We start from the raw sequence: 14751 nt of genomic DNA, 5'->3' as shown, positions 1-14751 counted from the left end.
CACGTGCTGTGTCCGTGACCACAAGGCGTGGCCTTAGTCGCGCCGCCCGATCACTTCCGCCTGTGCCGCCGCGGAAGCAAAAATCGTGTCCAGCATCACCTCGGTGACGCGTCCGGTGAAGGTGTTCTGCTGGCTCGGGTGATAGCAACCCACGACCCGGACCCCCGTCCCGGGAAGTTCGGCCCGGGCCCCGTGACCGAACCGCACCCTGGGCGCCGGGACGGAGTACCCGGCCCGCGCCAGGGCCGGCCAGAGTGCCGCCCACGCGAACCCGCCGAGAACGACGACGACCCGCAGCGTCGGTCGGACGAGCTCCAGGTCCCTGACCAGCCAGGGGCGACAGGCGTCCCGTTCCGCCGTCGTCGGCTTGTTCGCCGGCGGCGCGCAGCGCACGGCCGCGACGATCCGGGTGGCCCGCAGGCTCTGGCCGTCCCCGGCGGCCTGCGACGTCGCCAGGGCCGCGAGCCCGACCCGGTGCAGCGAGGCGAACAGCCAGTCGCCGCTGCGGTCGCCGGTGAAGATGCGCCCGGTGCGGTTGCCGCCGTGGGCGGCGGGGGCGAGGCCCACGATCAGGATCCGGGCGTCAGCCGGGCCGAACGACGACACCGGCCGCCCCCAGTACGGCTGGTCGGCGTACGCGGCCCGCCGCACCGCCGCGACCTCCTCCCGCCAGGTCACCAGGCGCGGGCAGGCCCGGCAGACCGACACCCGGGCGTCGAGTTCGCCCGTGTCTGCGGCGCCGGCCGCCAGCTCGCGCACCTGCGCGCAGCTCGCCGCGACCGGGGTGGTCGGGTCGGCGAGGTCACCCGGCCAGCCGGCGCCCGGCCGCGCCGGATCGCGCCGCGGGCCGGCCGTCATCCCGCGGCGGGACCGGCCCCCGTCGGCAGGGACGGCGCCGCCGGCGGAGGTGGCGCGGCAGACAGAGACGGCCCGGCGGACAGAGACGGCGCGGCGGACAGAGGCGGATCGGCAGGCGCTGGTGGCAGGGCCGGCGGGGAGGTGGCCAGGGCCAGCGCGATCCCGTCGAGGATGTCCCGTTCGCTGGCGACGACCGCCGCTGCGCCGGTGCGTTCGACCAGCGTGCGCAGGACGAGCGCGCCGGACGCGATGACGTCCACCCGCCCGGGGTGCATCACCGGCAGGGCCGCCCGCTCGTCGTGCGTCATGCCGAGCAGCAGCTCGGTGACGGCCGCCACCTGCTCGGCGCTCGTCACCGACAGGTGGATGCGGTCCGCGTCGTACTCCGCCAGCCCGGCGGCGAGGGCGGCCACCGTGGTGACGGTCCCGGCGACGCCCACCAGGGTCGCGGCCTCGGTCAGCGGCACCGTCGCCGCGGCGAGGTCGAGCGCGGCGTGCACGTCGGCGACGATCGCCGCGGCCTGCGCCGCGGTCGGCGGGTCGTCGCGCAGGTGGCGCTCGGCCAGCCGGACGCAGCCGACGTTGACCGAGCGGGCCGCCCGCACACCGTGCGCGTCCCCGAGCACCAGCTCCGTCGAGCCCCCGCCGATGTCGGCGAGCAGAATCGGCGTGGCGACCGATGACAGGCCCCCCGTGCCGGACAGCCCGATCTTGCCGAGCTGGCCGGACGTTCCCAGCTGGGTGGGCGTTCCCAGCTGGGTGGGCGTTCCCGCCGCGCCTGGCCTGCCGGGCTGGCGGTCGAGTCCTCCGCGCGCGTCCGAGGAGCCGGGATTGCCGGATGCTCCGGGCTGTCCGCGTGTTTCCGACCGGTCGGATGCTCCCGGCTGGCTCGGCGCCCCCACCCGATCCGGCGCTGCGAACTGTCCGGATCCGCCGACGAGGTCGCCGATGGCGCCACCGAACGACAGCGCCGCCTCCTCCTCCCCGCTGATCACTTCGGGGTCGACGCCGAGGATCGCGCGGACGCCGGTGACCAGCTCGTCGCGGTTACGCGCGTCGCGGGTCGCGCTCGTCGCCACCATCCGCACCCGGGTGGCGCCGAGGCGTTCGATCTCGGCGGCGTAGTCGCGCAGCGCGGCGAAGGTCCGCGCCAGCGCCTCGGGCGCCAGCTCACCGGTGCGGTCCACCCCGGCACCCAGCCGGACGATCTCCATCCGGCGGGTCAGCTCGTGCAACCCGGACCCGTCGTAGTCCGCCACCAGCAGGCGGATCGAGTTGGTCCCGCAGTCGATCGCGGCGACGCGGTTCACGTCGGCACCTCCTCCGTCGTCCCCACGGAACCCGCCGCGGCCCCGCCAGCTGCCCTGCTCGCGACGGCCCCGCCAGCTCCGCCGGCTCCGTCAGCTCCGCTCGCCACGGCCACGCACGGACCCCGCCGGCCCCAGTCGTCGACGGCGGCGAGCGCCTCGTCCCCGAAGGGGTTCACTCCCGGGCCCGCCGCCAGACTGTGCGCGACCAGGACGTGCAGGCACTTGACCCGCTCCGGCATGCCACCGGCGCTCGGGGCGCCGGGCAGGACGTCGTGGGCGTCGCGACGGGCGAGGTAGTCCCGGTGCGCCGCGGCGTAGGCGGCGGCGAGATCGGGGTCGTGGGCGAGGCGCTCCGTCATCTCCCGCATGACCCCAGCCCCCTCCAGCCGCGACACCGCCGCCGCGGCGCGCGGGCAGGTGAGGTAGTAGAGCGTGGGAAAGGGCGACCCGTCCGGCAACCGGGGAGCGGTCTCGACCACGTCCGGCAGCCCGCAGGAACAACGGTGGGCGACGGCCAGGACTCCGCGCGGCGCACGGGACAACTGCCGCCCGACGATCTCGACCTCCTNGGCCGNCACCGCCGTCGACACCACGTTCTTCTCCCGCACCGCGACGCTCTCCTCCCCGGGACGGCGACCGCGCACCGGCACCGCCGCCTAGCATCGCAGATCCACGAGCACCCCAGATCCACGAGCACCCCGGACCGACGAGCAGCCCGGACCGACGAGCAGCCCGCATCCACGGTCGGCCCAGGGCTCGTGGNCACCCACCGGTGAGCCGCCTACGGCGTCGCGATCTCCGACCACAGCCGGCCGTACCAGGCCGACCCGCCGGACGATCCNCCGCGTTCACCCTCGTCACCGGGCGCGGGCGTGGGGGCGGCGGGCATCAGGTACGCCCGCTCGCCCGGCCTGATGTAGTGCAGCCGCCGGCGCGCCTCGTCGGAGACCCAGGCCTGGTCGTCGTAGCGCCCGACCGTGGCGCGCAGCTCGTCGACCCGGGCCTGGGTCTGCGCGTTCGTCCGCGCGAGCTCCGAGAGCTTGCTCTGCTGCTTGAGGTACAACCGCAGCGGATAGGCGAGGGTCAGCACCAGCACACAGATCACGACGGCGAGCAGGGTCGCCCTCGTGGTCAGCGCGGCGCGCGGCGGCGGCATGCGGATCAGGCAGGCTGCCCGTGGCGCGGGAAGGCGGCTGCGCCGGCGAAGCGGGCGGCGTCGTCGAGCTCCTCCTCGATCCGCAGGAGCTGGTTGTACTTCGCGACCCGCTCGGAGCGGGCGGGGGCACCGGTCTTGATCTGGCCACAGTCGACGGCGACGGCGAGGTCGGCGATCGTGGTGTCCTCGGTCTCGCCGGAGCGGTGCGACATCATCGCCCGGTAGCCGTTGCGGTGGGCGAGGTTGACCGCGTCGAGGGTCTCGGTGAGGGTGCCGATCTGGTTGACCTTGACCAGCAGGGCGTTCGCGGCCTTGGAGGCGATCCCGCGGGCGAGCCGCTCCGGGTTGGTGACGAACAGGTCGTCCCCGACGAGCTGCACCTTGGTGCCGAGCCGCTCGGTCAGCGCCACCCAGCCGGACCAGTCGTCCTCGGCCAGCGGGTCCTCGATGGAGACGATCGGGTAGGCGCCGACCAGTTCCGCGTAGTAGTCGCTGAGCTCCTCGGCGGTGCGGGTGCTGCCCTCGAAGGTGTAAGAACCGTCCGCGTAGAACTCGGTCGAGGCGACGTCGAGGGCGAGCGCGACGTCCGAGNCGAGGCGCAGGCCGACCTTGTCGACGGCCTCGGCGATGAGGTCGAGCGCGTCCCGGTTGGTGGGCAGGCTCGGGGCGAAGCCACCCTCGTCGCCGACGCCGGTGCCGAGGCCACGCGCCTTGAGCACGCTCTTGAGCGCGTGGTAGACCTCGGCGCCCCAGCGCAGCGATTCGGAGAAGCTGCTCGCGCCGATCGGAGCGATCATGAATTCCTGGATGTCGACGTTCGTGTCCGCGTGCGCGCCGCCGTTGAGGATGTTCAGCATCGGCACCGGCAGCAGGTGCGCGCTCGGCCCGCCGAGGTAGCGGAACAGCGGCAGCCCGCTGGCGGCCGCGGCCGCCTTGGCCACCGCGAGGCTCACGCCGAGCAGGGCGTTGGCGCCGAGGGCGGACTTGCCCGGGGTGCCGTCGAGGTCGATGAGCGTCTGGTCGAGCAGGCGCTGCTCGGTGGCCTCCAGCTCGATGATCGCCGGGCCGATCCGCTCGATCACCGCGGCCACGGCCTTACGGACGCCCTTGCCGCCGTAACGGTCCTCCCCGTCGCGCAACTCCACGGCCTCGAAGGCGCCGGTGCTGGCCCCGCTGGGCACCGCCGCACGGCCCAGCGTCCCGTCCTCCAGGACGACTTCGACCTCGACGGTGGGATTGCCACGCGAGTCAAGGATCTCGCGGGCTCCGACAGCCTCGATGGACGGCACGGCTAGGACCTCCGAATGCGACGACTCGAACGCGACGACACGATGGCAGAACGGACCGCCGCGGACCGCGGCCCAGCGAGCACCCGCAGCCGGACCCCGCGGCACGCCCGACGGCGTGGCGGACCCATACCGCGGGACGAGCAGGGCCGTCCGGACGAACCGGTCGGTGCGAGACTACCGTCGCGCCCCTCTGGGACGGCGCTGATCCCGGCGCGTCGCGGAAGGTTCCGACCNCCCCCGCCGGCCGCGACCGGCCCCGGCCGGCCAGCCCACCCCGGGACGGCCGGCGCGGTGTCACGCATCCCACAGCCCCGCGGACCGCGACCCGCCGCCGCCCGGGCACCCAGGTGGGGCCGCGCCCGCGCGGCCTACCGACTCCGACCCGCCACAGGCAGCCAGCCGCCCGCAGTCGCCCGCCCGCAGCCAGCCGCCCGCAGCCAGCCGCTACCGACCGGCCACGCGCCACCCACCGGCCACGCGCCACGCGCCACGCGCCCACCACGCGTCCCCGCGGGCAGNGGGCCAACAGGCACACCCGATTCCGGCCAGATTGGGGCCAGATCGTGCCGAGGCTTCGGCACGGTTTTGCGGCCGAAAACCGTGCCTACCCCTCGGCATGATTCTGTGCACAGGAGGTCACCGAGAGGCACGAATGAGGTGGCCTGGCGCGGCGCCGAACCCGCGGGCGACGACGACCACCCCGGACGCGTCGCCCGATCAGACCGCAGGGCCACCGGCCACCGGCCACCGNCTACCGGACCGAGTCGTCTAACCGATACGCCCGATCGGCGGCATCATCAGCGGGCCGCCGACGGGCAGGCCGAGCCGCGCGGCCAGCGGAGCCCAGGGTCCCCAGCCGGCGGCGAACCCACCCAAGCCGCCAGCACCACCAGACGCGCCAGCACCACCGAACGCACCGGAGCCCCCGAGCCCGGCGACGCCGAGGAGCCCACCGGCAGCCAACGCCCCGGAACCGCCGGACAGGGCGGCGCCGAGGAGCCCACCGGCACCACCGAACGCTCCGGAACCGCCGAGCAGCGCGCCCAGCAGCCCCGGCCGGGCCGTCGCCGCGGCACCGCGGTCCTCGCTGGACTTCGGCGTCCGGACCCGCTCCAGCACCGACGGCCGGGGTGCCAGGCGCACGCGCGGCGTCTCCCCCTCGGGCAGTCCGGCCCGAGTCCAGGCCAGCCTGAGCGCGTCCGTCAACCCGCCGAGCTCGTCGACCAGGCCGTAGGCGTGGGCGTCGGCGCCCGTCCATACTCGGCCCCGGGCCAGCTCGTGCACCTGATCCCGGGTCAGCCGCCGGGCCGCGGCCACCTTGTCGACGAAGTCCGCGTAGACGCGGTCGAGGAACTCCTCCAACTTCTCCCGCTCACCCACGGTGAANGGACGCCGCGGCGACATCATCAGCGCGTGCTCGCCCTCGGCGACCGCCCCGAAACCCACCCCGACCTTGTCGAGCAGCTCCCGGACCACCTGCTTGCCGGCGAACACCCCGATGGACCCGGTCAGCGTGCCCGGATTCGCCACGATGAGGTCCGCGGCCAGGGAGACGAAGTAGCCGCCCGACGCGGCGACGTCGCCCATCGACACGACGAGCGGACGGCCGCTGGCCCGGAACCGCTCGGCCTCCCGGCGCACCAGGTCCGAGGCGACGTAGGAACCCCCGGGGCTGTTCACCCGGAACACCGCCGCCGCCACGTCCTCGTCGCGCGCGGCGGCCCGGAACGCCGCCGCGGCGGCCTCCGCGGCGAGCACCGGGCTACCGAACGGCCCCGGGTTGCCCGGCCCGAGGATGACCTGCCCGGTGCCGTGGATGAGCGCCACGACCGACCGGCGGGGGTCGCGATGCGGCGCGGTGACCGACGGCGCCAGCGGGACGCCCTGGGCGTCCGCCGTGGCGCCGTCGTCGGGCGCCCCGGCCCGGCCACTCGTCGAGCCGGTGAAGCCGTCGGCGGACCGCTGCTGCGGCGCGGGCGAGGTCTCGCGCAGGAAGAAGGCACCCGGACCACGCGCGGTGAGGGTCGCGACCCGGCGCACCGGGGACTTCTCCCGCCGCTCGGCGAGGCGGCGGTAGGCGGTGGCGTACATCAGCACCGGCTCGGCGCCGGCGTCCCCGGCCTTGGTGGCAGCCGCGCCGCCGGACGGGCCGGCGGCGGCGGTGAGGTCGGTGTCGGCCGTGGGGGCGAGGTCGGCATCAGCCGGGCCGGCGACCGAGGACCCGCCGACAACCGGGGACCCGCCAACCACCGAGGACCCGCTTCCCGCCGGGGATCCGTTTCCCGCCGGGGATCCGCCGGTGTCCGAGGACCCCTCGCCCACCGACGAGCGCCGGACCCGGGCCCGCGCGGCCGCGTACACCTCGTCGCGGTAGCCGAGGCGGTCGACGAGCCCCACGTCGAGGGCGACGCTGCCGGCCAGCGGGCCGAGGTCGATCAGCCGGCGGACGCGGTCTGCCGGCATGCGGCGCCCCTGCGCGATGCCCGCCACCACCTGCTCCGAGCTGGACTCGATGATCCGGCTCACCGCCTCCAGGTGCGCCGGCGTGAAGTCCCGCTCGACGAGCGTGTTGACCGCGTTCTTGTACTCGTAGCGCTGGCCGATCTCGACCGCGACGCCGAGCCGGTCCAGCGCACCGCGCAGGAACGGCGTCTCCATCCCCAGGCCGGTCAGCCCGCAGTCCCCGNACGGGGCCAGCCAGATCTCGTCGAACGCGCAGGCGAGGTAGTACGGGCCGGTGCCGCCGCCGAACTCGCCGAAGGTGTCGGCGTAGGCGATGGCGGTGCCGCCGGCGGCCCGGAAGTCGCCGATCGCCGCGCGGATCTCCTGGATGCGGGCCAGCGGCGTCCCGGCGGCGCCGNTGTGCGCAACCACCACCGACACCCGCGGGTCCTCGGTGGCGTAGCGCAGGGCCTCCACCAGATCGCGCAACGTGGTGCGCCGGTGAGCGAGGGCGAGGGTGACCGGGTCGCTGGGGACGCCTTCGAGCGGATCGACCGTCAGATCGAGTTCCAGGACGATCGGAGCCGTCCGCCGCGCCGCGATCTGGCGGACGTCGGCCAGCGCCTTACGTGGGGTGGCAGCCATGGTCAGAGGCTAGTACCACCGACCGTCCCCGTTCCTCGGTCGTGTCAACCTCACGGTCGTCCCGTCGTCACCGATCCGGCGTAAGGCGGTCACCCGAGCCGGCCGAGGCGACCCAGAGTTCCCGCCAACGCGCGCCGGGCAGCACCCCCGGGGCGGCGCCGTCCACCCGGGCCGCACGTTCGGCGGCGGCCAACCGGTCCCGGAAACGGCGCGCCGACGTGCGCAGGGCCCGCTCCGGGTCGACCCGGGCCGCCCGCGCAAGGGCGACGACGGCGACGAGCAGATCGCCGAGAACATCGTCGGCGGCCACGTCCGGCCGGCCGAGCGCCGCGACGGCGTCGGCCGCGATCGCCGCGACCCGCTCGCCGGCCTCGGCTACCCCGCCGGACCCCGTCAACCCGGCGAACCCCGTCGACCCGCCGGACCCCGTCAACCCGGCGGACCCCGTCGACCCAGCGGACCCCGTCGACCCAGCGGGCGCCGTCAACCCAGCGGACGCCCTCGACCCAGCGGACGCCGTCAGGCCGGCGGATGCCGTCACCTCGCCGGCCGCCTCGTCGGTGACTCCGGCGAGCGCGAGGTCCGCCGGCACGCCGATCCCGCCGGCCCGCTTGAGCAGCTTGGCGGCGAGCGTCAGCGCCGGCTGGGACAGCGCCACTCCCTCGGTCACCGAGGCGCGGCCCTTCTCCTCCGCCTTGATCGCCTCCCAGTTGACGGCGACGTTCGCCGACCCGTCGACGACCACATCGGCGAACACGTGCGGGTGCCGCCGGATCAGCTTCGCGACCAGCCCCGCCGCCACGTCGTCGACGTCCCAGCCATCGCCCGCGCGCTCGGCGGCGACCCGGGCGTGGAAGAGCACCTGCATGAGCACGTCGCCAAGCTCCTCGCGCAGCTCGGCCAGATCGCCATCCTCGATCGCCTGGTAGGCCTCGTAGGTCTCCTCGATCAGGTAGGGGGCGAGGGACTCGTGGGTCTGCTCGGCGTCCCACGGGCAGCCGCCCGGCGAGCGCAGCCGGTCCATCACGGCCACGGCGTCGAGCAGGATCGACCCGGGCANCTCCGCCGTGGCCGCGAGCGTGCCCACCTCGGTCTCCGACTCGGACTCGGACCCGGTCTCCGACTCGGCCAGACGGTGGAGCAGCCGGTCGAGCGGGGTCGGCGCCGCCGGATCCGGCAGCCAGGCGATCTCGGTCACGCCCGGATCGGTCAGGCTGGCGCGCAGCAGCCCCGGCAGGCCGGCCAGATCCCCGACGCCGGCCGGCGGGGGGTCGAGGACGACGACCGTGGCGCCGGCGGCCCGCAGTGCGGCGAGCTGTGGGTGGGCAGGGGCGGCGGTCAGCACGGGCACCCGGCGCAGGAGGTCCCACGCCGCCGCGGTGAGAATGCCCGGGGCGACCCGTGGGCTGGTGAGGACAGCCGTGATCCGCAGCTTCATGACGGCGTCCACTCGCTTCGACTGGTCGGGACCGGGCGGCTACCCGGTCCGCGGGCGGGTCAGGACTGGGTGCTCAGGGCCGGCTGGCCGAGTCCGTAGTCCGGGGGCTCGGGCCGGCTGGCGATCGAACCGCTCACGTCGACGACTGNGAACTGGCCGGAGTTCCAGGCACCAAACCGCGGGTTGATCGAGATCGGGTGTGTCCGCTCGGTCTGCGCGAGGGCCTGGCGAAGCTGCGCCGACCGCTCCTTGGTGACGACGATGCGGGCCAGGTACGGCTTCGCCTGCGCGTAGGTGAGCGGGATCCGGCCGAACTGGGCGACGACGCTGTCGTACCGCTCCCGGGTCTCGGCGTCCGTGGCCAGCAGGTGCGGGCTGATCCGGTCGCTGAGCGCGGACTGCAGCGCCCCGGCTCGCACGATCATCGACACGTCGCGTTGCGCGAAGCCCACGGAGGCCGCCTGACGCTCGAACGCCTGCACGCTGCCGTACTGCAGGATCGCGTACGCCCGGTAGTAGGAGGCGAGGTCCTGCGGGCGCACCGTGATGTTGCGCCGGCGGGCCTCGTCGGAGAGCACGTCGAGCTGCACCAGCGTGCTCAGCGCCCGCACGGCCAGCTTGGCCGGGTCGAGGGCAGGGGGTGCGGTCTGCCCGGGCTGCTGCTGGACGGGGACGGTCCGCGCGGCGGCGAGCCCGCGTTCGACGATGCCGCGCACCTGGGCGGTCTCGATGGACTGCGAGCCGACCCGGGCGGCGTCCCCGGCGGGCGTCGTGNAGGCCGTCCCCGCGGTCCCGACGAGCACGGCAAGCCCGACACCGGCGAGCAGACGGGAGAGCTTCACGGCTCCAGACGCTATCCGCTTGCGTGTGGCGAAGCACACCCCACCCGCCCGACACCGCCGAATTCCCCGCCCCTGCGCCGGGCGAGACCCGCCCCACCCGCCACTCGGCCCCGGCCCCCCTCAGCCCCAGCCCCTGCTCAGCCAGCGGCCGCCGCGGCGACCGAATCGCCGGCGACGGCGGTCAGGAGCTGACCGGCCCACGCGAGCAGCGCCCGATCGCGCAGCGGCCGCGAGCCGATGCGGCCGGTCTCCGTCGGCGCCGGCACCAGCACGATCCGCACCGCGGGCTTCACCACCGCGCCCTTGTACAGGCGGGTCAGCCGCAGGGTCTGGCTCTCCCGCAGCTCCAGCGGCGCGAAGCGGATCTGCCGGCCGGCGGCGGTGATCTCGGTGACGCCGAAACTGCGCGCGAGCACCCGCAGGCCGGCGACGGCGAGCAGGTTCTCCACCGGCTCCGGTACCGGGCCGAACCGGTCCACGAGCTCGCCGCGCACCTCGTCGATGTCGGCGTCGGTGCCGGCGCCGGCGAGGCGGCGGTAGGCGTCCAGGCGCAGCCGCTCGCTGGGCACGTAGTCGTGCGGCAGGCTCGCGTCGACGGGGAGCTCGACCTTGACCTCGGGTGGCTCCTCGACCTTGTCCTTGCGGTACTCGGCGACCGCCTCGCCGACCATCCGCACGTACATGTCGAAGCCGACCGAGGCGATGTGCCCGGACTGCTCGCCGCCGAGCAGGTTGCCGGCGCCGCGGATCTCCAGGTCCTTCATGGCCACGGCCATGCCGGCACCGAGGTCGTTGTGCTGGGCGATGGTGGCCAGGCGGTCGTGGGCGGTCTCGGTCAGCGGCTTGTCCGGCGGGTACAGGAAGTACGCGTACGCGCGGTCGCGGCCCCGGCCGACCCGGCCGCGCAGCTGGTGGAGCTGGGACAGGCCGAACACGTCGGCCCGTTCGACGACGAGGGTGTTGGCGTTGGAGATGTCCAGCCCCGACTCGACGATCGTCGTGCAGACCAGGACGTCGAACTTCTTCTCCCAGAAGGAGACCATCACCTGTTCGAGGGCGTCCTCGTTCATCTGGCCGTGNGCGGTGGCGATCCGCGCCTCGGGGACCAGCTCGCGCAGCCGGGCGGCGNCCCGGTCGATGGACTCCACCCGGTTGTGGATGAAGAAGACCTGACCCTCCCGCAGCAGCTCGCGGCGGATCGCGGCGGCGACCTGCCGGGTGTCGTAGGGGGCCACGGAGGTCAGCACCGGGTGGCGTTCCTCCGGCGGGGTGTCGATGGTCGACAGCTCCCGGATGCCGGTGATCGACATCTCCAGGGTGCGCGGGATCGGGGTGGCGCTCATCGTGAGCACGTCCACCGCCGTGCGCATCTTCTTGAGCTGCTCCTTGTGCTCGACGCCGAAACGCTGCTCCTCGTCGACGATCACGAGCCCCAGGTCCTTGAACCGGTTCTCCCCCGACAGCAGCCGGTGGGTGCCGATGACGACGTCGACGGTCCCGTCGGCGAGGCCGTCGGCGACGGCCTTCTGCTCGCCGGCCGAGTTGAACCGGCTCATCGCCTTCACGATGACGGGGAACGCCGCGTACCGCTCGGAGAACGTCTGGAAGTGCTGCTGGACCAGCAACGTCGTCGGGACCAGCACGGCGACCTGCTTGCCGTCCTGGACGGCCTTGAACGCCGCCCGCACCGCGATCTCCGTCTTGCCGTAGCCGACGTCGCCACAGATCACCCGGTCCATCGGGACCGGCTTCTCCATGTCGGCCTTGACCTCGTCGATCGCGGCCAGCTGGTCGGGCGTCTCGCGGAAGGGGAAGGCGTCCTCCAGCTCGCGCTGCCACGGGTTGTCCGGGGCGAAGGCGTGCCCGGGGGCGGCCATCCGAGCGCTGTAGAGCCGGATCAGCTCCCCGGCGATCTCCTTGACCGCCTTGCGGGCGCGGCTCTTGCGCTTGGCCCAGTCGGCGCCGCCGATGCGGTCCAGGCTCGGCGCGTCGCCGCCGACGTAGCGGGTGATCTGTTCGAGNTGGTCGGTGGGGACGTAGAGCCGATCGCCCCGGGCGTACTCCAGCAGCAGGTACTCGCGCTTCGCGCCGGCGACGGTGCGGGTCACCATCTCGACGTAGCGGCCGACGCCGTGCGCGTCGTGGACGACCATGTCGCCGGGAACCAGGGCGAGCGGGTCGATGCCCTTGCGCCGCCGGCTGGGCATCCGCCGCATGTCCTTGGTGGTGACCCCGCGGGCGCCGGCGATGTCGCTCTCGGTGAGGACCGCGAGGCGCAGCATGTCGCTGGTGAAGCCGGTGACGAGCTGCCCGCGGGTCACCACGGCGACCCCGGCGGCGAGCTCGGCGTCCTCGGCGTAGCGGGCGCCCAGGTCGGCCTCGCGCAGCATCTCCACCAGGCGCTGGGCCGGGCCGTGTCCCTCGGTCACGAGCAGCACCCGCCACGACTCGGCCAGCCAGCCCTTGACGTCGGCGATCACGGCGGCGGTGTCGCCGTGATAAAGCGGCGCCGGCCGCAGGCTCGCGACCACCGTGTCGTCACCCTCTGCGACGAGACCGCCGGCCACGCCCGCCGCTGCGTCGGCCTGGCCGACCTGGTCGAGGCCCCCGGCCTCGGCGCCGGTGAGGGTGGAGGTGAAGGGGCTGACCGACCACCAGGGCAGTCCCAGCGCGCCGGCGCGCTCGCGGACCTCCGCGATGGAGCGGTAGGCCGCGGCGCCGAGGTCGATCGGCGCGCCGCCGCCGAGCGCCGCGACGCTCCAGGACGCCTCCAGGAACTCCTGGCTCGTGCGCACCAGCTCGCTCGCCCGTGAGCGGACCCGCTCCGGGTCGCAGACCAGGACGTGGGTGCCGGCGGGCAGGTCGTCGAGCAGCAGCGACATCCCGTCGACGAGGACCGGGGCCAGCGCCTCCATCCCCTCGACGGGAATGCCGCTCGCGATCGTGTCGAGCATGTCCACGAGCTGGGGGTAGCGGGTGGCCAGCTCGGCGGCCCGGCCGCGCACGTCCTCGGTGAGCAGCAGCTCGCGGCACGGAGGCGCGAACAGGCCGCGCCCGCCGGGGCCGGGCGGCCCGGAGTCGCCCTCGGGCAGCGCCCGCTGGTCGGCGACGGCGAACCGGCGGATGTCCTCCACCTCGTCGCCGAAGAACTCGACCCGCAGCGGGTGCTCCTCGGTCGGCGGGAAGACGTCGAGGATCCCGCCGCGCACGGCGATCTCGCCGCGCCGCTCCACCAGGTCCACCCGGTGGTAGGCCATGCCCACCAGCCGGGCGACCACCTCGTCGAGGTCGGCGGTGTCGCCCGCCGCGAGGCTGACCGGGGCGAGCTCGCCGAGCCCGGCGACCTGGGGCTGGAGCACGGAGCGGACCGGCGCGACGACGATGCGCAGCGGCGGCAGGCCGGTGCTCGCCGGGTGGGCCAGCCGGCGCAGCACGGCCAGGCGTTGACCCACCGTGTCCGCGCGGGGCGAGAGCCGCTCGTGCGGCAGCGTCTCCCAGCTCGGGAAGACGGCCACCACCTCGGGACCGAGCAGACCGGCCAGCGCGGCGGTCAGGTCCTCGGCCTCGCGGCCCGTGGCCACCACGGCGAGGACGGGACGCCCGGCTCCGTGGGCGGCGGCGAGGGCGGCGGCGGCGAAGGGCCGCAGGGCGGCGGGACCGGCGAGGTCGAGCGCGGGTTCGCCCGCCGCGCCGATCGCGCGCCCCAGGGCGGGATCGCCGCCCGGCCGGGCGATCAGTGCGTCGAGCAGCGGCGCGAGAGTCATGGTTGCGTCCGGTGTGCCTCTCGGAAGCGAGCGGGACGGAACAGGCGTGGAGCAGACGCCGCGGCACGAAAACCACCGCCGCGGAGCACGACGACCTGGCGCAACGGGGCCCACCACGGCCCGGACCCGCTCGACCGAGGGGCCGGCCCGCCGTCCGACCCGCCCCCGGGACGACCCGGGCGGTCGGCCGACACCGGCCCGACCCCGTCGGCACAGACGATATGACCAGCCTACGACACCGTTGCCAGCCCCACCGCCGTGCCGACCACGCACCGTCGCCATGATCCCACTCCTGCAGCCCGCCCGCCGCCGTCCGCGCACCCCCACCCGTCGCCGCCCCACCACCCGCACCGCTGCGGACCTGCGCCGACGTCCGTCACCGGCGGCCGGGTGGGCGTCGGACGGGCGGACAGGGCCGAGCACGCCCGGCGGCCGATCGACGTANAGTCGACTGCCTGGCGTCCAGTCCGGCCGCCCGATACCTACGCTGACGTTAGGGTCGAGTTGTCCAGCATGCGCCGCAACGTTTCGAGATCGGACGCGGCCCGCGGCGACGTCTACCAGATCGGGGACGTCGCCGAGCGGGTCGGGCTCTCCCTGCGAACAGTCCGCTACTACGAAGAAGCGGGCCTGCTCATGCCGGTGGGGCGGACCGTCGGCGGGTTCCGCCTCTACGACGTGGACGCGATCGAACGGTTGCTGCTCATCAGGAAGATGAAGCCGTTGGGCTTCACCCTGGAGGAGATGCGCTCCCTGCTGATCCTGCGCGACGAGCTGGCCACGCCCGGCCTGGCCCCGGATACCCGCGCCGCGTTGCAGGAGCGGCTTGGCACCTGGGTGCTACTCGCCGAGGAGAAACTGTCGACGCTGCGGGAGCAGGTGAGCGTGGCGGAGTCCTTCGTCGGCGGGCTACACGACGACGCGGAGCGCAACGGCGGCGACGGAGTGTGACCCCCGCCGCCGGTCGGCGCCCCGCGCGGCCACGAACGGACACGCGGGGCGCCATG

6 protein-coding genes and 13 pseudogenes are annotated in these 14751 nt (G+C 74.7%); 1 reads left to right on the top strand and 18 read right to left on the bottom strand.

Features of this window, described 5'->3' with window-relative positions:
• Positions 1 to 33: 33 nt before the first annotated feature.
• The 18 genes and pseudogenes from UK94_RS08555 to UK94_RS44640 form a co-directional block, all read right to left on the bottom strand.
• On the bottom strand, positions 34 to 858 hold the full coding sequence (locus UK94_RS08555) for a uracil-DNA glycosylase (RefSeq protein ID WP_011607279.1): 825 nt from the start codon (positions 856 to 858) through the stop codon (positions 34 to 36).
• A complete protein-coding gene (locus tag UK94_RS08550; protein ID WP_055749379.1) occupies positions 855 to 2168 on the bottom strand; it encodes a Ppx/GppA phosphatase family protein in 1314 nt (437 codons plus the stop codon). Before UK94_RS08550 ends, UK94_RS08555 begins: the two co-directional genes overlap by 4 nt.
• Positions 2165 to 2736 (bottom strand): annotated as a pseudogene (locus UK94_RS08545) (DUF501 domain-containing protein); the annotation flags it as partial. The gene UK94_RS08550 and the pseudogene UK94_RS08545, both read right to left, overlap by 4 nt.
• 274 nt (positions 2737 to 3010) lie before the next feature.
• Positions 3011 to 3324 (bottom strand): septum formation initiator family protein (locus UK94_RS08540; RefSeq protein ID WP_235487077.1); only part of this gene is annotated, 314 nt, incomplete at its 3' end.
• Positions 3325 to 3329: 5 nt separating this feature from the next.
• Positions 3330 to 3915: pseudogene (locus tag UK94_RS44690) on the bottom strand (enolase C-terminal domain-like protein); the annotation flags it as partial.
• A 1-nt stretch (position 3916) separates the two neighbouring features.
• Positions 3917 to 4613: pseudogene (eno, locus tag UK94_RS44685) on the bottom strand (phosphopyruvate hydratase); the annotation flags it as partial.
• A gap of 768 nt (positions 4614 to 5381) precedes the next feature.
• Positions 5382 to 5999: pseudogene (locus tag UK94_RS44680) on the bottom strand (S49 family peptidase); the annotation flags it as partial.
• 1 nt (position 6000) lies between these two features.
• Positions 6001 to 7299 (bottom strand): annotated as a pseudogene (locus tag UK94_RS44675) (S49 family peptidase); the annotation flags it as partial.
• A gap of 1 nt (position 7300) precedes the next feature.
• Positions 7301 to 7473, bottom strand: a pseudogene (locus tag UK94_RS73155) (hypothetical protein); the annotation flags it as partial.
• Position 7474: 1 nt separating this feature from the next.
• A pseudogene (locus UK94_RS44670) lies at positions 7475 to 7700 on the bottom strand (peptidase S49); the annotation flags it as partial.
• Between the two features lie 67 nt (positions 7701 to 7767).
• Positions 7768 to 8759: pseudogene (locus tag UK94_RS08525) on the bottom strand (MazG family protein); the annotation flags it as partial.
• Between the two features lies 1 nt (position 8760).
• Positions 8761 to 9138 (bottom strand): annotated as a pseudogene (locus tag UK94_RS44665) (nucleoside triphosphate pyrophosphohydrolase); the annotation flags it as partial.
• A gap of 149 nt (positions 9139 to 9287) precedes the next feature.
• Positions 9288 to 9912, bottom strand: a pseudogene (locus UK94_RS08520) (SurA N-terminal domain-containing protein); the annotation flags it as partial.
• A 1-nt stretch (position 9913) separates the two neighbouring features.
• Positions 9914 to 9980, bottom strand: a 67-nt coding sequence (locus UK94_RS73150; RefSeq protein ID WP_268761257.1) for a hypothetical protein, incomplete at its 3' end; no start/stop codon positions are given.
• A 137-nt stretch (positions 9981 to 10117) separates the two neighbouring features.
• Positions 10118 to 11059, bottom strand: a pseudogene (locus UK94_RS44655) (TRCF domain-containing protein); the annotation flags it as partial.
• A gap of 1 nt (position 11060) precedes the next feature.
• Positions 11061 to 11108 (bottom strand): annotated as a pseudogene (locus UK94_RS44650) (hypothetical protein); the annotation flags it as partial.
• A gap of 1 nt (position 11109) precedes the next feature.
• Positions 11110 to 12001: pseudogene (locus UK94_RS44645) on the bottom strand (DEAD/DEAH box helicase); the annotation flags it as partial.
• Between the two features lies 1 nt (position 12002).
• The coding region (locus UK94_RS44640; RefSeq protein WP_313949465.1) for a CarD family transcriptional regulator at positions 12003 to 13744 on the bottom strand (1742 nt) is incomplete at its 3' end.
• 513 nt (positions 13745 to 14257) lie between these two features.
• On the opposite strand from UK94_RS44640, the gene UK94_RS08510 reads away from it, so the two are divergent.
• Positions 14258 to 14695 carry a MerR family transcriptional regulator gene (locus UK94_RS08510; protein WP_041941066.1) on the top strand — a complete coding sequence of 146 codons (438 nt, stop codon included), beginning with the start codon at positions 14258 to 14260 and terminating at the stop codon, positions 14693 to 14695.
• Positions 14696 to 14751 lie beyond the last annotated feature (56 nt).

It is taken from the genome of Frankia sp. AvcI1, assembly GCF_001420875.1.
Classification (GTDB): Bacteria; Actinomycetota; Actinomycetes; order Frankiales; family Frankiaceae; genus Frankia; species Frankia alni.
The sequence above is the reverse complement of the archived record's forward strand: the minus strand, read 5'-3'. Positions and strand labels throughout refer to the sequence as shown.

Excerpts from the sequence above, each read along its gene's own strand:
- UK94_RS08555 (WP_011607279.1), bottom strand. The coding sequence starts at position 858 with ATGACGGCCGGCCCGCGGCGCGATCCGGCGCGGCCGGGCGCCGGCTGG.
- UK94_RS08510 (WP_041941066.1), top strand. The coding sequence starts at position 14,258 with ATGCGCCGCAACGTTTCGAGATCGGACGCGGCCCGCGGCGACGTCTAC.